The sequence below is a fragment of the Clostridium cadaveris genome, from assembly GCF_020911725.1.
GTDB lineage: Bacteria > Bacillota > Clostridia > Clostridiales > Clostridiaceae > Clostridium_X > Clostridium_X cadaveris.
This window is the reverse complement of record NZ_CP076620.1, coordinates 292,073-313,943: the sequence shown is the minus strand read 5'-3', so window position 1 is coordinate 313,943 and position 21,871 is coordinate 292,073. Positions and strand designations below refer to the sequence as shown.

Below are 21,871 nucleotides of genomic sequence, written 5' to 3'. Positions count from 1 at the left end.
AAGTGAGAAGGCAAAGTCGTACTAAAAACTCTGCCTTCTCAGGGGAAAAACTTCAATTTATCTTAATTAAAATTTTAGGTGTATTTTATATATATGCTTACTATTAAATATCGGTAGTAAGAAAGGAAACTTTAGTGGAAATTTTAAAAATTTTATACTACCTTTTTGTTACGTTTTCTATACATAATTACTGAGCCTAAAATCACAGTTGAAATAGCAACTATTCCCCAAGGTCCAAACTCATCTCCTGTTTTTGGTGAGTTTTCAATATTATTCGAACCTTCATTTTCAGGTTTATTTGAATTACCTGGTGTTCCTGGTACACTTGGAGTTTCATTATCTCCATTACCATCTTCTTTAATCTTAAGATTATTGATAGAATCTTTTAATTTACTTACCATACTATCAATTTCTTCTTGAGTCTTTGCTGCTCCTAATAAAGCTTTAGCCTCTTTTAAAACTTCATTTAAATTATCAAAGCTTTCTTTAGTATAGTCATCGCCATTTAACCCTTCAACCTTTTCTATTAATTGATTTAATTCATTATAAGTTAGTTCAACTACTTCTTTAACAGGCTTAACCTCTGGTAAAGAACTACCCTTTTTAAAGGCTGCTACATTTCCAAGCTTTTTATAGTTTTCTTTAAACTCATCAATAGTTGCTATCTTATTACTTGATGTATTCCAAGATTTTGATGCCAAAGAACGTAGTTCTTTAGATATATCTGCAGTTATAACATCTTCAGTAACTAAATCTGGCTTATCGCACCATATAGCTAATGATGCTCCTCCTATAACTTCTGAATTATCATCAATAGTATTACCTTGGAATTGTCCTGGTGTCCACTCATTGTATATTCTTTGATCTTGATTTAAGTAATCAAAAGAATGTTGTTCACGTCCATCATTTGGTTTACTTGGTCTTAATACATAATAGAAGAAACTTGCATTTACATTATAAATATCCTTATGACCCTTTTTTATAAATGTCTCAAGTCTTGCTATACTTGGATTCCATCCCATTTGAGACCAGAAGTCTATACCAATATAATCATGCATCTTTATTTGTTGTTTATTTTCTGACCAACTATTTTCACCATAGTAAATACCGTCATTCCAAATTCTTGGCTTAAATCCACCTTCATGTACGAAAGCTGCTATATCATTAATATAGTTAGCCATAGTATCCTTCCAAGTATACTCTTGTCCAAATTTTTCTTTAGCATAATTATCTAAAACTGATTTATACTGTGTAGTAAATGGAGGTCTATCGAATTCCATATACTCATCTCCACCTATATGGAAATCTGTACATCCTTCAAATAAATCCATGTATTCTTTATAAAGGCCCTTTATATACTTTATAGCATCAGGGTTTGTGACATCTAATGCAACTGTACTCTTATTACCATACTTATCTACTTGTCCATACTCTGGATGAACTTTCAATATGTGCTGTACATGTCCTGGAGTATCTAAAGAAGGAATTACGTTTATTCCATACTTTTTAGCTTCTTTTAAAATTTCTCTTATTTCTTTCTTAGTTAAATATCCATCTTTTGATACTATTGCTGGATCAAAGTCACTTTCAATTCTAAATCCTATGTTTTCTGAGAAATGAAGTTGGATAGCATTCATTTTAAAATAAGAAAGTTCTCTTATATGTTGGATTATCCAATCTTTTGATATATATTTTCTAGCCATGTCAACATGAACTCTACGCTCTGCTACATTAGGATAATCTACTATAGTTCCATAAGTTAATTTGTTATTATTATTAATCATTAAGTGCTGTATTGTACGTAATGCATACATAGCAGCATTCTCTGAAGCAGCTACTATTTTTACGCCCTTATCGCTAATCTCAATTTTATAAGCTTCATCACTATTACTTTTTTCTGTAATTGGATTTTCTTTATCTATAGTGACAACTACATCATTAGAAGTTACTTTTGATTCTAAATCATAAACCTTATCGATTTCCTTATTTGTAGGAATTTGTTTCTCTAAAAATTCAGCTGAAACTAATTCTACAACTTCTTTTAACCTTACATTGCTTAAATACTCTTCAGTCTTTGGAATAACAAATCTAGTTGTTTCATCCATTGTCCAACTCTTACTCTTTTCTGATACTTCATAAGATTGAACAATTGGCAATACTAAGCTAGATAACTGTTTACCATTTAAAGTTGGATTTTCTAGTTCGTCTACATGAACAACATCCTTTGCTGCAGGTAGCTCCTTATCATAGCCTGGAACTCTTCCCACCTTCTTTGCAAACTGCTCAAATTCAGCATAATCAGCCTTATTTCCTTTTGGATTCCAAGTTTTAGCTGCCATAGAACGAGTACGCATATATAAATTCTCAGCAATTACTTGTTCTGTTTGATAGTTTGGCATATCACACCATAAAGCATAAGAAGCTCCTAATAATTGATTTGGATATGGATATTCAAAATCCTGTGAAATTCCTCCTGGAAGACCGTTCATTTTACCTGGTTCCCATTGTTTATATATTTTCTCACCCTTTGGATTTGCATTATTCATCCACCATGGAGAAAGAGCATAGTACATATATGCATCTACATAATTTACTAACTTATTTCCATTTTTTAAAAAGTCCTTTACTGGAGCTGATCCTTTTCCAAGTCCCCAATAACAAACTTCAATGTCTGAATCTAATTTATATCCATCATAACCTTGAACCAATAATCCATCGTTCCAAGCTCTTGCTTTCATTCCATATTTCTTTACAGTTTCAGATGCCTTGTTAAAGAAACCCATAAGAGTTTGATATTGCTCATTACTCATAGATGTAAAATTAGCTAAAAACTCATCTCCACCGATATTCATTCTAGTTGAACCATTTTCTGAGAAAAACTTAGCGAATTCATCTATCATTTCTAGTAGAAAAGTTTGTGCTTCTTCTGATTCAAAAATATTAAAGGTTTGATTTCTTCTAGAATCACTTGGGAAAAGGTTTCTAACTGAATAATCTTTTCCTGTTTTAGACTCAAGTTGATTAAGCACATATCCTAAATGTCCTGGAGTATCTAAAGAAGGAATAACTTCTATATGATATTTCTTTGCGACATCTATTATTTCTTTCATATCTGCCTTTGTATAATATCCATTTGAAGGATACTCAAAACCTGGTATTTTATTTTCTAAAACACTACTTTCTAATCTAAACCCTTCATTTTCAGAAAAATGTATTTGTATTGAACTAATATTTTGATAAGAAAGATCCTTTATCATAGATATTATCCAATCCTTAGTAAAATACTTACGTGCTAAATCCAAGTGGAAAGAACGTACTCCCATTTCAGGATAATCTACTATTGTTCCTAACTGCATCTTTCCATCATTTCCAATTAACGCTTTTTCTACAGTTCTCATTCCATAAAACAAACCGTTTTCATTAGCTGCAGTAATTTTAACTACATCTTCTTTAACCTCAATTTTATATCCTTCTTCATTAGAAGTTTCTTCAATTTTCTCAATAGAAACTACTATATCACCACTTTTTATCTTCTCTTTAGGTCCTATAACTATGTCTAAAACCCCATTACTTGATAAACCATTAGCAGCAAATTCACTGCTGATTAACTTTACATCATTATATAATTTTTCATTATTCAATGTAGAGTCACTCTCTACTATGTAAAATCTTGAAGTATTTTTTAAACTCCAATAACCACTCTTTTCTGCAGTATAACTTTGAACTTGTGGATATGTTTTAGTTTCTATAACTTCCTGCTTTAAATCTTTAGCATAAGTTACATTTCCAAATGTTGATAAAATCATTGCTGCTGATAAAACACTAGCTACAATTCTTTTCATAATTTATATTCACCCCCGAAAATTTCTAACTCTGATTCTTATAATTTTACAGAGTTTTTCTTCATTGATTAATGTTAAAAATCCATCCCCTTTCAAATTATATAATTACCAACTTTTAATTTATTTAATTTTGGTTAGTATAGTAAAATATATTAACCACAAAAAAAAGCATGAGCAACCTATCTATTAAATAAGTTATCTCATGCCCTTTGTGGTTACACGACAATATTAATTATATAAATAATAGCATAAAAAATTTTTTATGTAAATACTTTGAAAAGATTAGTTTAATTTAATATTTTAAATATATCACGCAATTTATGTTAAAATGTTGGGATTTTCTGTGCCTATAATATTATGTTAACATATAATTCCTTATAGTTAAGATAAAACTCAGTCCAAAATCGAAGAGCACGGTGGTGGAATAAACTTCACATTCCTTATAGTTAAGATAAAACTTTAAACACTTTAGATACAGATGCCATTAATGGATTCTTCACATTCCTTATAGTTAAGATAAAACATTATAGAAAGCAAATCCTTTGTCTAGTGTTATTTTCTTCACATTCCTTATAGTTAAGATAAAACTATTTATTAAATTGGGTTAATAAATCTATATACTACACTTCACATTCCTTATAGTTAAGATAAAACCTTCTTCAGTAGCGTTTTCTTTAGCATGTGCTGCTATCTTCACATTCCTTATAGTTAAGATAAAACGAAGTAGATATTTCTAAAATAACAGTTCTAGATCAGCCTTCACATTCCTTATAGTTAAGATAAAACAAGGAGGTAAAAAAATGAAGAAAAAGAAGTCAAGAAACTTCACATTCCTTATAGTTAAGATAAAACCTAATACAAACGGAAATATAAAAGTCAATGGTTCAGCTTCACATTCCTTATAGTTAAGATAAAACGCAATTTATCTAATAATGTAGTAAAGCAACTTATAAGCTTCACATTCCTTATAGTTAAGATAAAACCGAGGGATTAAGTCTTATAGAGAATTGTGGTTCATTCTTCACATTCCTTATAGTTAAGATAAAACTATATCACAAAATGATGGGATAGGTAACTATTATAGACCTTCACATTCCTTATAGTTAAGATAAAACGTATATTCTTTGGCAATCCTAAGCAGCGAAAGAGAAGCTTCACATTCCTTATAGTTAAGATAAAACGAAGAACTAAGAGAAGCATAAAAAAATATGTAAGACACTTCACATTCCTTATAGTTAAGATAAAACTTAGAGCAGCATAATACTTTAAGTTGTGGATGTCTACCTTCACATTCCTTATAGTTAAGATAAAACTATCACTTATTTTTATAGTTATAGCTGAATTGCAATCCTTCACATTCCTTATAGTTAAGATAAAACCTAATACAAACGGAAATATAAAAGTCAATGGTTCAGCTTCACATTCCTTATAGTTAAGATAAAACAACTTGATGATAGATTACATATAATTCCAAGTAGCTTCTTCACATTCCTTATAGTTAAGATAAAACGGGTAAGTGCAGGTCATGTATATGAGCTTGTGAAAAACTTCACATTCCTTATAGTTAAGATAAAACTGTGCATGTTTAACCCTCCTTTGAGTCATATTGACACTTCACATTCCTTATAGTTAAGATAAAACCCTTTCGTGATAAGTGCACATAAAAGAGCTTTTTATACTTCACATTCCTTATAGTTAAGATAAAACACGGATCTTCGAGCAAGAACCGGTTTATATTTAACGACTTCACATTCCTTATAGTTAAGATAAAACTTATAAGGTTAGACAAGCACAAGAGATATTAAAGTTACTTCACATTCCTTATAGTTAAGATAAAACATGAAGTTGATGGCACTATTATATCCGAAGTATCTCACTTCACATTCCTTATAGTTAAGATAAAACCTTGGGTGTCCGGTAATGCTTGGGTGTCCGATAATGCTCTTCACATTCCTTATAGTTAAGATAAAACTTATATGTATTTTAGTAGATAATATCTAACTTTAAGACTTCACATTCCTTATAGTTAAGATAAAACTGAATAGGCTAGACCAGTGCATAGCAGCCTTAGGACGCTTCACATTCCTTATAGTTAAGATAAAACGGGAACCAGTTTTAAAAGATGTTGTAAATCTTATAACTTCACATTCCTTATAGTTAAGATAAAACTCAGTCCAAAATCGAAGAGCACGGTGGTGGAATAAACTTCACATTCCTTATAGTTAAGATAAAACTTTAAACACTTTAGATACAGATGCCATTAATGGATTCTTCACATTCCTTATAGTTAAGATAAAACATTATAGAAAGCAAATCCTTTGTCTAGTGTTATTTTCTTCACATTCCTTATAGTTAAGATAAAACTATTTATTAAATTGGGTTAATAAATCTATATACTACACTTCACATTCCTTATAGTTAAGATAAAACCTTCTTCAGTAGCGTTTTCTTTAGCATGTGCTGCTATCTTCACATTCCTTATAGTTAAGATAAAACGAAGTAGATATTTCTAAAATAACAGTTCTAGATCAGCCTTCACATTCCTTATAGTTAAGATAAAACAAGGAGGTAAAAAAATGAAGAAAAAGAAGTCAAGAAACTTCACATTCCTTATAGTTAAGATAAAACGATGCGGTGTGTAAATATTAACCCAATAAGATATACAAACTTCACATTCCTTATAGTTAAGATAAAACTTATAATACAAAGTTCTTGGGCTACAGCAGATAGTGGCTTCACATTCCTTATAGTTAAGATAAAACATTTATCTATGAGGGCGGATGATGATGGGTTTATCAACTTCACATTCCTTATAGTTAAGATAAAACAGGGATATTGTGATATAGAATCAGTAGACGGATATGCTTCACATTCCTTATAGTTAAGATAAAACGCTATGTTTGCATGGAAAAAAGGTGTTCAATTCTTTACTTCACATTCCTTATAGTTAAGATAAAACAAATACAGTGTTACTATTACAAGACCAATGTTAATGACTTCACATTCCTTATAGTTAAGATAAAACGGACGAATGGTATCATAATCTAGTTCTAATTTTTTAATCTTCACATTCCTTATAGTTAAGATAAAACATAATTCTTATGACAAAGTTAAACCTGTTTCAGATAACTTCACATTCCTTATAGTTAAGATAAAACGTTCACCATATGGTAATAAACAATCGTGCATTACCCATCTTCACATTCCTTATAGTTAAGATAAAACCGCTTGTGGTGACATCTTTCTACCCTCGTATACAAACTTCACATTCCTTATAGTTAAGATAAAACCTCCACCTCCCCCTAAATCTGGACGTTCATCTTTTGGCTTCACATTCCTTATAGTTAAGATAAAACTAGAAAGATTCATATAATTTCCTCCTTTACAAAAACCTTCACATTCCTTATAGTTAAGATAAAACATGGAGCAATGGAAAGAATATGTTATGGAAGAAATCTTCACATTCCTTATAGTTAAGATAAAACGTGACGCTCCTTCAAGTTATATGGTTGAAACTCCAGACTTCACATTCCTTATAGTTAAGATAAAACGAGTAAAGGTTATGACATTTCCCCTTTTATCTGAAACCTTCACATTCCTTATAGTTAAGATAAAACCGCTTGTGGTGACATCTTTCTACCTTCATATACAAACTTCACATTCCTTATAGTTAAGATAAAACGAAATAATGGCTAGAGCGTTAGAGTTTCTATTTAATCACTTCACATTCCTTATAGTTAAGATAAAACAAAAAAATAGTACAATTACAAACAGTAAATACACAAACCTTCACATTCCTTATAGTTAAGATAAAACTGACAAATGGACAGAACGTAAAATTAATGCAAAGAAAGCTTCACATTCCTTATAGTTAAGATAAAACCATGTATATATTTCTTCCCCTCATTAGTTCTAATATACTTCACATTCCTTATAGTTAAGATAAAACGAAAGTTAATTCGCAATTTGTAGATATTGCGAAGTACTTCACATTCCTTATAGTTAAGATAAAACTTATCCTTATTTATTAACTTTAACTGTTCCAAATGTTCTTCACATTCCTTATAGTTAAGATAAAACGCGGTTGGTTCTTATTATTTATATCAATCTGTTTTGCTTCACATTCCTTATAGTTAAGATAAAACCCCAAAATTAATTATAGTCTAAAGCAAGCTATAAAGCCACTTTAACCATCATTAATTTTTTAAATTTTAGGACTTTTTGCAGTAGATCTTCAATATAGTATTTACTATCTCACATTTATTGGTGCGTAAGTCTTTAGTTATAAGCATCCATAGCTTTTTTTATGTAAACTTGATTTACTGCGTTATATAAAAAGATCATCATAGCTTTTTTCTTGACCTACAACTTCTTTTCTAACATTATTATTATTTTTTACTATATAAATGTATAAGGAATCTTCTTCTTTAACAAGATTTTTATTAACCTCTGCTAAGCATTTATTAAGCTTTCCCTCAGTGATTTCTCCTTCAAAAACTGAATTTTGGGTCCAAGTTAAATATTTCTTAAGGCACTTCCTAACTCTATTTACTCGCTTTTCTCCTACATCATATGTTAAAATAACAAACATACTACCACCAAGCCTTTAATGGCTTATATTCTTCATTCTCTACAGCCATTTTAATAATCTTATAACATTCAAGCTTGATAAGGCTTCTGTATGATACATTTCTATGAAGTGTTCTATGCTTAATAGTAGTTGAAAGTTTCTTATCATACTCTGATATAAATTTCTTCCTACCATTTTCATTTAACATGCATATTCCCCCTTCAATATCAAAATCTCTTAGAGTAATCATATTTTTATTAATTAAAGTAAAAATAACTGGATCAACTATGAGCGGTTTAAATATTTCAGCAATATCCAAGCTTAGTGAAAATCTCTTAGTAGATGGCTCATGAAGATAGCTAATGGTTGGATCTAGTTGCGTCTTATAAATTTCACCTAATACTGTAGTATACATCATGCTATTTCCAAATGAAATAAGTGCATTCATTGGATCCTTTGGTGGTCTTTTTTCTCTTTTCTCAATCTTGAAATTTTCTTTTACAAATGTATTAAATGCTTCATAATATGTCTTTCTCGCTCTCCCTTCTGCTCCCATAACCTCCTGTACAGTATTAGCAGAATTCATGATTTTTCTTTCTTTTTCTATTGTTTCTATAAACTCTTTAGTTAAATCAATATGTCTTCTTAAATTTCTTAACATGTGATGATTTGCTGAATCAATAAATTTCTTTGCCATCAGGACTCTTGAGATGTTATCAAGATATAATTTTGATTGATTTACTAGCACTAGCCCTGATACATTTTTCTTTTTAGAATAATATGTCCCACTGTAAAATCCATAATAATTATATACGCTGATAAGTATGCTGTATTTTGAAATATAATTTAAGAATTTCGTATTTAAGTCAACCTCACCAAACAGATGCAATCTCTCAACTTCCTCAATAGGGATAGCTTTTTTATTTCCCTCTTCATTCTCAAAATATATAGTATTATCTTTTCTTTTAATTCTTCCGTTACTAAAAATGTAATAATCCCTTCCCATTATTCTTCCTCCTTAATATAGCAATACTCATAATAAGAACATTTATTGCAATACGGATATTTTTGAACTTTAGGTGGATAATTTAATGTTAATATTTCATTGATTCCATGTAGCACATCTTCCACAGCTTTCTCTTCTTCTTTTCCTAATACTACTTCTTCCACTCTTTTTTCCTTAACATAATTTAGTGTACCTCTTTTTTCAATTCCCATGTTTTTAAGTACATATAAGTAATAAAGTAATTGCATCTTGTCAGCATTAAACATCTTGCTGGATATTTTAACTTCTCTCACAAATTCCTTATCTAGAATATCCAGCTTTATAATATTATCTATTAGTACCTCTTTACTTTTGGCTCTATTATAAGAGTTTTCGTGTAGAACAGTACCTTGAATTACTCTATCATTTGTTGTCTCCATTGATATTCCTTTTGAATAAAGCCACAGCTTTCTTGTACATATACAATAATAGTCAACCTGTAATCCACCAATGCTCAATTCCTCTAACTCCAAATCTCTCACCCCTTAAATAAATGTATCAACTAGTTCATTTAAATCGAGCCCATGTTCCTTTGAGTACTTAGCATTTATTAAAAATACTCCTCTTATATTGTCAATGTTTCTTACCGCCAATAATGGATTTTTATCTCTTGCAGCATATATCTTAGATGTTGGTACATTAACAGTAAGTTTATTAATCTCTCTGAAAGCTTCTTTCTTTCCATTACCTTTTAAGTTCATAAATAATTCTATATTCTCATCATAAATTTCTTGTGGCACTACAGTAATAGACTCAATGTCTCTTAATACTCTTTGAGCTTCTTTGTTGTCCATTGAATAAGCTGTTAAATCCTTTAACAAAGTACATGTTGCCATAAATTTTTTATAGTATTTCGTACCTGAAATAGCTTCTTTAGAGTACAATTTATCTACTAAATTTACTTTTACCTCTTCACTAATAGTGGAATGGTTGTATTTTGAAAGTAGTTTAATACTTTCTTCAAAGATTTCTTTATCATATATATATCCAATGCCTGATACATTTTCTGTATATATATAAATATTAGGCCCATACAGATCAAAAGCTCTCTTTCTATAACATCTTCCAAGTCTTTGGAACAAACTATCTAATGTGCTCATCTCTGTAAACAAGCAATCAAAATCCACATCCAGAGATGCCTCCACCAATTGAGTTGTAACCCATATTCCCGATTCTTTTTTGTTATTCTTTATATCTACCTTATTCTCATCCTCATCTGTAAAATCCTTAATTGCTTTTTCTTTCTCAGTTCTATCTCGATTTATAAACATTGAATGAAGCAAATTTACATTAACTTCTTTCTCTTCAAGTAAATTATATATTTCTTCTGCTTTTTTTACGGTATTCACTATAGCTAAAACTTTCTTATGTTTTCCTAATTCAGCAATTTTATCTATATCATTTACTATTTCAGTATTGTCCATAGAAATCTTATGTCTTATCATGGATGTTAAACATTTTTTCTCTTCAAATTCAATTCCAAACTCTTTGAGCCTATCTTTATAAATTCTAGGTAATGTAGCTGTCATTATCATGAACCTTCCTCCAAGTTCTGATAATTGTTTAATTCCATATAAAATTACAGCTGCAATGTCAGGGGAATAAGCTTGTATCTCATCTATTACAATTTTAGAATACGCTAAAGTTGAAAGTATCTTCTCATATCCAATGTATTTGAAAGGACATTTAAAAACTTGATCTATTGTAGAAAAGCATAATTTCTTACTAAGTAGCCTTGATTCTTCAAAACTTTCTTCTATATCAGCATAATTTTTTTTGCTATTAAATTCTTTCTGTTCCATCATATAATCTAATGCTGTAGAATGTAAAAGGCCAACGCTTTTATACTTTATATCTTCTTTAACTCTCGAATATAATGCATTTAAACTAACCCTTAAAGGAAGTGTAAATATTGCCTTAGAATCATCTATCCATAATAATGCAGTCTCTGTTTTACCTATACCCGTTGAAGCAATTAAAACTATATTCCTATCCCTATTATTAATTGCAAATTTCTGTGGTTCCCTCTTCTCCCAATTATTGATTTTAAAATACTCTTCTGTGCAATCTCCAATACACTTATCTACTTTCTCTTCTACATCTATATGTGCTGATCCAGAATGGTCTAATCTGTGAAGCAATCCTTTTAGCATAACATAAAGTTTATAGTTCTCATTTGATTCTTTAATTCTTCTTGGTTCATCAATCTTTTCTAAATAACCAATATTTATATTTTCTAATCCACAATTCATTTCTTCATTAATTGCATCCACCATATTTTTCAATTCTTCATTGATGTATTTAACATATTTCATTTTCTCATCAGCATTTATACTAACTCCTCTTTCATGGTGATATGCAATAGCTTGATAAAATATCGTTCTAAGGTTTACATCAATACTTTTTCTATCTTCTTTAGGAATTAAAGCTGGTGATAAAAAATTATGATATATTTCTTCTCTAGTACTCTCCTCATACTTTAAGCCAAGACTTCTTTTCATTTTATTTTGAAATTCTACATTAATTTTACCAAAATCATGATATAGGCATGCTTTATACAATAAATCCCAAAATTTCTCTGAATTTTCTTGTCCGACTATATTGTTTATTTCATTTTCATAGTTATCTTTTAAGATTCCATATTCCTTTAACACACTATCTGTATGTTGTTTTATGGATTCAATTACCGGCTTAGTTTTTGCATAATACATACATTAATTCCCTCCATATTTATGAAAAAGGGACTGAAAACAGTCCCTCTTCTAAGCTAAAAATGCTATATCCTTATTGTCAATATCATTATCAACATAATATTTTCCTTTTGTAATCATGTTGCCCTTTTCAACATACTTTACATTTATTTTATTCCATCTTCTAAGTCCATTTACAATTTTATAATTTTTATTAATTTTATAAGATATACCTTGTAAATTTGTATCAAATATATTGGGAACATAAAAACATTTTTTTAACATCTCAGAATTATCTTCTTCATCCTCAATCTCAGACTCATCAAGTTGAACAAATTTTATATAATCAAGCCTTGCTAAATCTTCTCCTCTACCTAAAGTAAAAGCCTTACCTGTATTTTTGAATCCCTCATATATTTTATCTAATATCTCTTTATCAGCAACCACATGAATAATCAAGTTTACACCATAAAGCATGTGCACATTTAACGGCATAGATGTTGCATCATCTTTATGATAAAATCTTGTTGTATTATATGCTGTAAATATTCCATCATAACTTCCCTGAACTGAAATCCGCATAGGGTTATACTCTGTAGCATTGATTACATTATGAAGGAATCCAATTACTGTGGAATATGGTGGTAAAGGATATGTTTCCGTCACCTTAAAAGCATATGGTTTCTTATAACAAACTGTTTCTTGATATAAGCCTAACTTTAAAGCTTTCATCTTAATCACACCTCGTAATATGCATTGACTTTTTCTTTTAGATTCTTAAAGAATCCCTCAATACTATAACTATCTGAAACTAATCCCTTAATTTCTTGCTCATTAGAGAAAACCTCAGGAACGATTCCTATACTCGAATTATCTTTAACGTTACAGTCCAATATTGTTAATTCAAGAGCATCCCTTAATGCACCAGTTTTAATTTCATACTTTCCTCTATTAATATCAAGACCTATTCTACCTAAGAAAAATGGGTTAGCAATATCATATATTCCACCAATTATAAATAAAGGTGATAGATTCTCTTGCCTTCCCCTTATGTTTCTATTTAATATTTTTATGATATCAAGCAATTGACTTACTCTCTTAGCCCTCTCTTCATTTGAAAGTTTGATACTCCCATCAACTCCAACACCATCAAGATCAATAGTTAAAGTATATGTGTAAAAACTTAAGTGCTGCTCGCTATTAGCTAAATTAGGATGTTCACCTATTCTATCTGCAAATCCTTTATTACTTAAGAAATCCATATCACTCTTATAAGGCTCTAGTGAAATTGAATTAGATAATCTAGCTACTGCTGAACGAACTGCTGAACCATCATTCTTAGCAGTTTTCATATATCCAAACAAATCCATTTCTTCAGAATCTTCTATTGTGTACTCATTTTTAAATTGTATTGTTCCCTTACTCTTATCAACTGTTTGAAGATTCCATCCAAATAGTTCGTGTCCTAGTCTTCTAATATCATAAGCAACAGCCTGCCTTGTAGCTAAAGTATAAAAATTACCGTCTTCTCTAGTTAACTTCTTAAGTTCACTTATATTTCCAATTCCTTCACCATAATTTAAACTTTGTCCTTGAAATATTACACTTACTGCAACTGACTTACTCACTGATAGCACCTTCCTTTTCCTTTTTATAATATCCATTTAATCCAGTTAAAAAGCTATGTCCCACTTGACTAAAACTTAGTTTTTCTTCTCTTATAGATTCAAGCATATTCTTTGGAACAGGCAAATCTACAGATAAATATATCCTTAGAATCGAATCCATAAATTCATTCTTATTACCTGCCTTTATTGAATTCAATAATCTATAACTTATTCCAGACAGTTTATTTTCCATCTTATTATCATGATATATTTTGGCAATCATAATTCCATCTTTATATAACCAATCAATTGTTTGTAATCCCGCATCATTCACTTTACTATATCCTCCTTCTGCTTTATAACTTTCCAATATATTCTTAAGTTTTACTACATTAATAATATTAGTACCTACAAACTCGTTCTTAATTTTTTTTCTAAGTTCCCTATCAATTAAGATATTCAAATCTTTCCTTCCCATTATCCAATCAAAAATCCTCATTCTTTCGGTTGAACTTTTAATTTCTTGAAGAATATCAGCATCCTTATTGCATAAAAAACTAGCAATATAATTAGGAATGTTATAGTAATTCATTCTTGAGTTCTTTGATCTATAATCAGCATTAAACTCTACATATAATACATTTTGAAGCTGCCATTTTGATATCTTACGTTCCTGTATCAAGCTGTCATATAGCCATTCCTCAAAAGAAATATCTTTAGAGCTTAAATTTTTAAAAGTATTATTTTCTTTAATTAAATCGCCTAAATTCCCTTCCATACTAATGAATCCATAATAAAGCTTATCGTTGAAACTGTAATTTGACTCTAGATAATTTTTGTATACTTTTGTAGTGCCCGCTGCAGTGCAAAGCAATATTAGTCTACATAATGGGCATATAGGAAACTTTGAATTCATATCCCAAAACAAGTTTTTGCATCCATCATTACTTATAGCTAGAGGAATAAAATTACCATCGCTATAATCACTTCCATAAGAAAGATTCTCATCGCAGAGACAGCACTTATTATACGTTCCATCCATTATACTTAAAGACTCAAACTTTCTTTTCTTTCCCCATAGATTTTTACAGATATCCTTCATATATTTATCTACTTCTGTAGCTTGTTTACTGGAATCCATGTTGTTATCTATATATTGTTTTAGCTCCCCTTCATTCATATCTTCCTTAATCTTAGTAAGTTTCTCTGATTGAATTACAGGCTTAACATAATCCTTAAACATTATGTCTTGTTGTTCTTCTATACTTTTAGAATTATTACATACATTCAAAAAACTGTTTTGCCCAAAAAAACTAGTTTGTAAAACTGATTTAAAAAGATTTAATGCCTGAGGATAATTTACTTTATCATCTCTAAACAAAATTACATATTTTTCTAAGCCCTCTTTTAATTCTTCAAGTTCACTAAACTTTATATTACATACATCATTGTAAATCTCATCAAACTCATTAAAATTATCTAATTGTAACTTTTGAATCCTAGCATTCTTATCTTTTATAAGTTTTTTTATTTCATTTATAGAATTTTTGAAGTTTGATTCCTTACTTGCCCTATTTAATAGATAATTAAATTTATAATTAATGTTTTCTGCTACATCATATTCATGATAAAAATATTGAAAGAAGGCCTTCGGCAATTCATTTAGTAGTCCAACATCGAATTCAATATAATCATCTTCTATTTTGTAACCGTAGTCCTCTTTGTCTAATCCATAATTCTCAAAGTTAAATTGTATTATCCTATCAAATCCTACGATTCCCATCTTATAAACCCATTGATCTGAGTTATATATTCTCAAACTCTCACCTCCTATAAGATATCTATCATCCCAAACCCAAAACTTCTACGATTTCCCAAGCCTGTTTGAAGAAGTAACCTTATGTCCTCCCTATTTCCTTGAAGTTTAAATGAACCGCTATATGATTCAACATACATAATATCTTTATTTGTGATATCCTTAAAATCTTTAATTTTTTCTTTAACTACAACTTTTTTCATATTTATAGGAGTGAATCTTAGGTCTTCCCTTAAGCCTTCACCCCTAATTGTTTTCAGTAATACATCTGATATATAATTCAATGTTTCTTTAAATTCCTGTGATGTTGGATTAATAGGCTTATTATTCTTATCTTTTAGGTGTATTGGCGATAATGTTTTGCAAACCACTTCATTGTCTGAAATTATCTTTTCTTTCTCTAAGAGTATTCTTTCAATGTTTATTTCATAGTCTTTAAATCTATAAGTTTTAGTTTGAAGCAATCCATTATATAAATTGATGCCTAGGTTATAGTCACTTGTAGATAATATTATCGATGACCTCCCTTTAAGATTAATCTCATCATGTCCCATTATATATTCCTTAAGAAATACTGAAAAAGTGAATGGCTTAATCTTTTTACTTTTTTTATCATTGTAGTAATATAAAGATCTAAAATATTCTTCATCTGCTTTTTCCAATGCATTTTTTATCAAACTACAAACAAGTACTCTATACTGCGAAGGAAATCGATTACCCTCAGCAGTAAATAAAATCTTCATTTTCATGTAGCTCACCTGCCTTTTCTACCATTTAATAAATTCCATTTAATAAATTCCATTTAATAAATTCCATTTAGTTAATATAAAATCCATACTAGTTAGTTCTATATTTTTACACAAATTCCTCTTTAATACTCATTATTTGTATTTAAATTATGTATTCATTGGAATTTAGTAAAATGTATAATATATAAAACTTCACATTCCTTGCAGTTAATACACTTTTTCTGTACATTTTTAATTTTATCCAACCTTTTTAAATATTATACATATAAGCTAATTATCACATATGATTGTGTTATTATTACAAACATTTCCTGTTACTAAAAAAGATAGGCCTCTTTCGGCCTATCTTTTATCTCATATATTTTTATTATTTTACTAAATCTGTAATTAGCACTTCTCCATGAACGCTTTCCCAATCTTTTTTAAAATCAGCAACAGCTTTTGTTACAGCCGCCATTTGAAAAGTGTCATGCATTAATGTTGGTTGAATAGTCGCTGTATGGGCACCTGCCAAAAATGACTTATTAACCTGTGCTATGTTTTTAAAGCTTGCAGCTAATATTTTGCACTTTGAGTTGTTTTCATCAATCATTTTACGGAATGCAGTAATTGTCTCTTCAAAATCTACATCTAGGTTAGCCATACGATTGCAATATGGTGCAATGAAATCAGCTCCCGCCATTATTGCAGCAAATCCTTGAATTTTTGTGTATATAGCAGTTGCCGTAACCCCAATTCCTTTAGATTTTAGTATCATCATAGCTTTTAATCCTTGCTCTGTAGTTGGTACTTTAATAAATACTTTTTCATCAACATTTTTAAGAATTGCTTCTGCTTCCGCAAGGATTCCTTCTGCATCTTCAGCAATTACTTGAACGTGTAGAGTTTTTTCCATACCAATAATTTCTCTTATTTTTCTAAGATGTGAAAAAAACTCAATTTTGCCTTCTGACTTTAAAATACTTGGATTACTTGTGACTCCTGTAATTGGATAACACTCCATATATTTTTTAATGTCCTCAATATTTGCCGTATCAAATAATAGTTCCATTTTTCTACCTCCATTATTTCCATTTAAGTCCTTCTTATCTTCATGCGTTTTTACAATCTTATACAATAGCCATTACTTACAAATCATTTTATTGTTTATCTTTTACTTTCTTATAATACTTGTTCAGTTCTTTCAATTATATCATCTTGAGTCTGCTTTGATAATACATTAAAGAAAGCACTATATCCAGCAACTCTAACAATTAAATCTCTATGCTTATCAGGGTTTGCTTGAGCATCTAACAATGTATCTCTTGACACAACATTATACTGAACGTGATACCCATGCAATCTATTAAAAAATGTTCTTAAAAGAGCAATCAGCTTCATACTGTCTTCCGGCTTTTCTAAAACTTGAGGAGTTACCTTCTGGTTTAATAATACCCCTCCTGTAATCTGCTCTGTAGGTAGTTTTGAAACACTTTTGAATACTGATGTAGGACCGTTTTTGTCCATTGCATGACTTGGAGAACAGCCTTCTGCTAATGGAGCCCCTGCTTTTCTTCCATCTGGTGTTGCAAGGGTTCCCCTTCCTTGTCCAACATTTGCAGATATAGAAGATGTTCCTGCATAGTAAACTCCACCTATTGGACCTCTTTGATAACGAGTATTATGATATTTTTTAATTTCATCAATATACACATTGTATGCATCTCTTATAAGGTTGTCTACAAAGTCATCATCATTTCCATACTTAGGTGCAGCTATCAATAGATTTTGAATTCTAGTTCCATTTTCTCCTTCAAAATCATTTTGAAGCGCTTCCCAAAGTTCTGATGTTGTTATAGACTTATCTTCAAACACGCATTTCTTAATTGCAGCCAGTGAATCCGCCATATTTGCAATACCAACCTGTAAACCACTGATAAAGTCATATACAGCTCCACCTTCTTTTAGTGTCTTACCTCTTCCTATACAGTCTTCAACTAGAGAAGAGCAAAGTATGTCTGGCACTGTTTCTTCAAGAACCATATCACAGCAAGTTTCTATTATTACACTGTGTCTTGTAAAGTCTCTAACTATTTTATCCCATGCCTTTTCAACATCAGCAAATGAAGTCATATTTACAAAGTGTCCTACACCTTCTGCTACCTTCAATCCCGATCCTAAATCAACACCATCATTCATAGCAATAAGCAGAGATTTAGGGAAGTTTAAAAAACTCATTCCAGTACAACGATAACCCCATTTTCCAGGAACTGCCGTCTCTACACATCCAATGGCACTATAGTTATAAGCATCTTCTTCCTTTACGCCTTTGTTAATAAATGAAGGTATTATGATTTCATCACTATTAAATGCCGGCATACCAAACCCTAACTTAACTACTTCTATAGCTTCTTTCATAAAATTATCATCCAAACCTGCATGATATCTTACAGTTAAATTTGGCTGAGGAAGTCTTGTTTGTGCAACGCTCTTCAAAATAAGGTATGAAAGATCATTTACAGCATCCTTTTTATCAACAGTTTGTCCTCCAACCGTTACATTTTGATAAAGTGGACTTCCTGCACTAAATTGCGTATGAGACCAGCTTCTAATTTTATTAATTGTAAAAGTCTTCAACCAAAGATTTGTCATCAATTCACATGCTGATTCTTCTGTAATAATTCCATTTTCTAAATCTGATTTATAATATGGATATAAGTATTGATCCATACGTCCATAAGATAGTGAATGTCCATTAGATTCTATTTGAAGAACCAAATGAATCAGCCACATACTTTGCACTGCTTCATGCATTGTTTGCGAAGGTTCATAAGGAACTTTTCCTAATATTCTCGCTATTTCAAGTAATTCTTTTTTACGATTATCATCTGCTGCCTTTGACATTTCTATTGCCAAATTCTCATAACGCTTTGCAAAAGCTCTTACTGAATCAATAACTATTAATATTGATTGATAGAAATAATATTTTTTTAAATTTTCCATCTCTGTTAAATCTAATTTTGCCATTGCTTCTTTTGTTCTTGCTTCGTAGTCCTTTAAGCCACATTTCATAACTTTTTCATAATCTACAGCTAAATGTGCATCACCAGATGTTATGTTTCCTTCTGCTTTTATGATTCCTAAATCATAAAATATTTTGCTTGATGGAGGCATAGCTGCAAGCCCACGGTCTTTTGTTGTATTGTGCTCCCAATAAGGTGAAATTTCCTTCAATACCTCTTTTGTTTCTTCTTTAATATAAAAGACATCTCCATCTCTTTTATCAAACTTATCTAGTTCATTGATAACCCAATCCATTGCATATTCAGGAAAAATAGGTGCAAATCTATTTCCTGATGCTTGATTACCAACAATTAAAGTTTGAGGTTCAATGAAAATTGACATATTTTCAAGAATATTTTTTAACATATACGCTCTTTTTAAAGTTACAGGTTCATCTGCATGCTTTTTATAAGCTTCTGTAGTATAAACTGCTCTCTCTGCACAAACATATGGTTTAGTTTCTAAAAGTTCCTCACGAAACTCTTCCATTCTTTTTGTTAAACTTCCAAAATAATTTCTTTTCATTTCATTTCCTCCATTCTATATTTTTTTATTTATATCATATTTGCTTAATTACTGGTTCTTTTATAATGATAATATAACACTTGTTTCGTTTTGTCAATTATTTAATTTCATATGAAATTAATATTGTTTTGTATACTCTATTTACTTGTTTTAATCACTATGCTATAGTGATGATATAAATTTAAGTAAGTATCTATTTAACAAGGAGGAAATATATGAAATCGAATATTTTTAACATACAAAAATTTAGTATACATGACGGGCCTGGAATAAGAACTGTAGTATTCTTCAAAGGATGTCCCTTACATTGCTTATGGTGTTCAAATCCAGAATCCCAATCAATACATACTCAAATCCTATGGGATATGGAAAAGTGTGTACACTGTCATCTATGCAAAACTTCATGTCCTGCTAAGAGTATAGACTTTAAAAATGAACACTTTAATTTTAATCATGATACATGTACCAGTTGCATGACTTGTATAAATCAATGTCCTAAAAAAGCTTTAGAGTATATAGGAAAAATTATGACCAAGGAAGAGGTCCTATCTGAGGTTATGAAGGATTATGACTTTTACGAAGAATCCGGTGGAGGTGTTACCCTTTCAGGAGGTGAGGTTCTTATGCATCATACTTTTGCTGAAGAACTTTTAATAGAACTAAAAAACAATAGAATTCATACCGCTCTTGAAACTACAGGATATGCATCTTCAGATGTGTTTCAAAAGGTTGTAAATCATGCAGATCTGCTTTTATTTGATATAAAACATTATAATAGCGCTAAACATAAAAAGTTTACAGGTGTTCCAAATGAACCTATCATAGAAAACATGAAATGGGCAGTTTCAAATGGTATAGAGGTTATTGCAAGAATACCAGTCATTCCTAATGTAAATAACTCTTTAAACGATGCCTCAAATTTTTGTAAACTTTTAAAAGAAATCGGGATCAAAAAAATAAACCTTCTACCTTTTCATCAATTTGGACAAAAAAAATATGAAAATCTTCATATGAAATATTTAATGAAAGATACTAAGGCTCTTCATATAGAAGATATTCAAGATTATTTAAAAGTGTTTCAAGCTGAGGGTTTTGATGCTACGATATAATCTAAATCCCATAAAAAAATTCACCTCAAATGTTAGTCTACTTTCCTTAACATTTGAGGTGAATTTAAAAAAGCATAAGGCTTTATTTTATAAATTATATTATTACACTATAGTTATTTCGATATTTTTATCTTCTAAAAGCTTCTTTGCTGAGTCTGGAATTTCACTGTCTGTTACAATGCCTTGCAATTCGTCAAACCTTAGCTGCATGACAACTCCCTGCTTTTCAAATTTGCTAGAATCCGTTAACAAAATTACTTTTCTGGCTGACTCTGCAAGACATTTCATGGCTTCAGTCCTCATCATATCACTTCCTGAAAATCCATAATCAGGGTTAAATCCATCAGTTCCAACAAATAATTTATCAACATGAAACTCTCTCGCACATATACGAACTAAAGGTCCAACCATAACTTGAGATTCCTTTTGGTACTCGCCACCTAATAGTATAACTCTAGAATTTCCATTTTCCCTTACATACCCTGCAATAAAAGCAGAATTCGTAATAATTGTAACATCTTTATCACTATTAGATAGTTCTCCTGCAAGTAATGCACAACTTGATCCAGATTCTATCATAACAGTTTCTCCACTAGAAACCATATTAGCTGCTGCCTTCGCTATTTTTACTTTCGTTTCATAACAAACTGCAAGTCGGTTATTAATATCATCAGTGTTTAACATAACTGCATATCCATGTTCTCTTGATAGCAGTCCCTTTTCTTCTAAAGAGCCTAAGTCCTTACGTATAGTAACTGGAGATACTCCAAGCATCTCTGCCAGTGCATTTACTTCTATTTTTTTAGATTTGTTCACTATATTCACAATTCTAGTATGTCTCTCATTCATCTCTTCATACCTCCTACCTATCAGTAT

At 30.3% G+C, this 21,871-nt stretch carries 13 protein-coding genes and 1 CRISPR repeat array; of the genes, 1 reads left to right on the top strand and 12 read right to left on the bottom strand.

Going from position 1 to position 21,871, the window contains the following annotated elements; translation table 11 throughout:
- Positions 1 to 152: 152 nt before the first annotated feature.
- The 11 genes from KQH81_RS01405 to KQH81_RS01355 all read right to left on the bottom strand — a co-directional run bounded on the left by KQH81_RS01405 (position 153) and on the right by KQH81_RS01355 (position 19,886).
- Positions 153 to 3,842 (bottom strand): family 20 glycosylhydrolase, encoded by a 3,690-nt coding sequence (locus tag KQH81_RS01405; RefSeq protein WP_051196392.1) that lies wholly within the window; start codon positions 3,840 to 3,842, stop codon positions 153 to 155.
- Between the two features lie 364 nt (positions 3,843 to 4,206).
- A CRISPR array of direct repeats spans positions 4,207 to 7,987; the repeat unit is 29 nt; unit sequence CTTCACATTCCTTATAGTTAAGATAAAAC.
- Positions 7,988 to 8,169: 182 nt separating this feature from the next.
- Complete coding sequence (cas2, locus tag KQH81_RS01400) at positions 8,170 to 8,433, bottom strand: CRISPR-associated endonuclease Cas2 (protein ID WP_027640223.1); 264 nt, start codon at positions 8,431 to 8,433, stop codon at positions 8,170 to 8,172.
- Position 8,434: 1 nt separating this feature from the next.
- Positions 8,435 to 9,418 (bottom strand): type I-B CRISPR-associated endonuclease Cas1b, encoded by a 984-nt coding sequence (gene cas1b, locus KQH81_RS01395; protein WP_027640224.1) that lies wholly within the window; start codon positions 9,416 to 9,418, stop codon positions 8,435 to 8,437.
- Positions 9,418 to 9,930 (bottom strand): CRISPR-associated protein Cas4, encoded by a 513-nt coding sequence (cas4, locus tag KQH81_RS01390; protein ID WP_206153088.1) that lies wholly within the window; start codon positions 9,928 to 9,930, stop codon positions 9,418 to 9,420. The genes cas1b and cas4 overlap by 1 nt, the downstream gene beginning before the upstream one ends.
- A 12-nt stretch (positions 9,931 to 9,942) precedes the next feature.
- Entirely contained in the window at positions 9,943 to 12,168 is a 2,226-nt protein-coding gene (locus tag KQH81_RS01385) for a CRISPR-associated helicase/endonuclease Cas3 (RefSeq protein WP_027640226.1), read from the bottom strand.
- A 51-nt stretch (positions 12,169 to 12,219) separates the two neighbouring features.
- A complete protein-coding gene (gene cas5b / locus KQH81_RS01380; protein ID WP_027640227.1) occupies positions 12,220 to 12,879 on the bottom strand; it encodes a type I-B CRISPR-associated protein Cas5b in 660 nt (219 codons plus the stop codon).
- A 5-nt stretch (positions 12,880 to 12,884) separates the two neighbouring features.
- Positions 12,885 to 13,775, bottom strand: a complete 891-nt coding sequence (gene cas7i / locus KQH81_RS01375; RefSeq protein ID WP_027640228.1) for a type I-B CRISPR-associated protein Cas7/Cst2/DevR — start codon at positions 13,773 to 13,775, stop codon at positions 12,885 to 12,887.
- Positions 13,768 to 15,573 (bottom strand): type I-B CRISPR-associated protein Cas8b1/Cst1, encoded by a 1,806-nt coding sequence (gene cas8a1 / locus KQH81_RS01370; protein WP_027640229.1) that lies wholly within the window; start codon positions 15,571 to 15,573, stop codon positions 13,768 to 13,770. The genes cas7i and cas8a1 overlap by 8 nt, the downstream gene beginning before the upstream one ends.
- Positions 15,574 to 15,584: 11 nt before the next feature.
- A complete protein-coding gene (gene cas6, locus KQH81_RS01365; protein ID WP_027640230.1) occupies positions 15,585 to 16,319 on the bottom strand; it encodes a CRISPR-associated endoribonuclease Cas6 in 735 nt (244 codons plus the stop codon).
- A 367-nt stretch (positions 16,320 to 16,686) separates the two neighbouring features.
- Positions 16,687 to 17,370: a fructose-6-phosphate aldolase gene (locus KQH81_RS01360; protein ID WP_027640231.1), complete on the bottom strand. Its 684-nt coding sequence runs from the start codon at positions 17,368 to 17,370 to the stop codon at positions 16,687 to 16,689.
- 110 nt (positions 17,371 to 17,480) lie between these two features.
- Positions 17,481 to 19,886, bottom strand: coding sequence for a glycyl radical protein (locus KQH81_RS01355; protein ID WP_178311734.1), 2,406 nt, complete (start codon positions 19,884 to 19,886; stop codon positions 17,481 to 17,483).
- Positions 19,887 to 20,101: 215 nt separating this feature from the next.
- Here KQH81_RS01355 and KQH81_RS01350 point away from each other — a divergent pair, with 215 nt between their 5' ends.
- Positions 20,102 to 20,995, top strand: coding sequence for a glycyl-radical enzyme activating protein (locus KQH81_RS01350; protein ID WP_178311732.1), 894 nt, complete (start codon positions 20,102 to 20,104; stop codon positions 20,993 to 20,995).
- 102 nt (positions 20,996 to 21,097) lie between these two features.
- Here the strand turns inward: KQH81_RS01350 and KQH81_RS01345 are convergent, their stop codons facing one another.
- Entirely contained in the window at positions 21,098 to 21,844 is a 747-nt protein-coding gene (locus KQH81_RS01345) for a DeoR/GlpR family DNA-binding transcription regulator (RefSeq protein WP_099335957.1), read from the bottom strand.
- Between the last annotated feature and the right edge of the window lie 27 nt (positions 21,845 to 21,871).

Excerpts from the sequence above, each read along its gene's own strand:
- KQH81_RS01405 (WP_051196392.1), bottom strand. The coding sequence starts at position 3,842 with ATGAAAAGAATTGTAGCTAGTGTTTTATCAGCAGCAATGATTTTATCA.
- cas2 (WP_027640223.1), bottom strand. The coding sequence starts at position 8,433 with ATGTTTGTTATTTTAACATATGATGTAGGAGAAAAGCGAGTAAATAGA.
- cas1b (WP_027640224.1), bottom strand. The coding sequence starts at position 9,418 with ATGGGAAGGGATTATTACATTTTTAGTAACGGAAGAATTAAAAGAAAA.
- KQH81_RS01385 (WP_027640226.1), bottom strand. The coding sequence starts at position 12,168 with ATGTATTATGCAAAAACTAAGCCGGTAATTGAATCCATAAAACAACAT.
- cas5b (WP_027640227.1), bottom strand. The coding sequence starts at position 12,879 with ATGAAAGCTTTAAAGTTAGGCTTATATCAAGAAACAGTTTGTTATAAG.
- cas6 (WP_027640230.1), bottom strand. The coding sequence starts at position 16,319 with ATGAAAATGAAGATTTTATTTACTGCTGAGGGTAATCGATTTCCTTCG.
- KQH81_RS01360 (WP_027640231.1), bottom strand. The coding sequence starts at position 17,370 with ATGGAACTATTATTTGATACGGCAAATATTGAGGACATTAAAAAATAT.
- KQH81_RS01355 (WP_178311734.1), bottom strand. The coding sequence starts at position 19,886 with ATGAAAAGAAATTATTTTGGAAGTTTAACAAAAAGAATGGAAGAGTTT.
- KQH81_RS01350 (WP_178311732.1), top strand. The coding sequence starts at position 20,102 with ATGAAATCGAATATTTTTAACATACAAAAATTTAGTATACATGACGGG.
- KQH81_RS01345 (WP_099335957.1), bottom strand. The coding sequence starts at position 21,844 with ATGAATGAGAGACATACTAGAATTGTGAATATAGTGAACAAATCTAAA.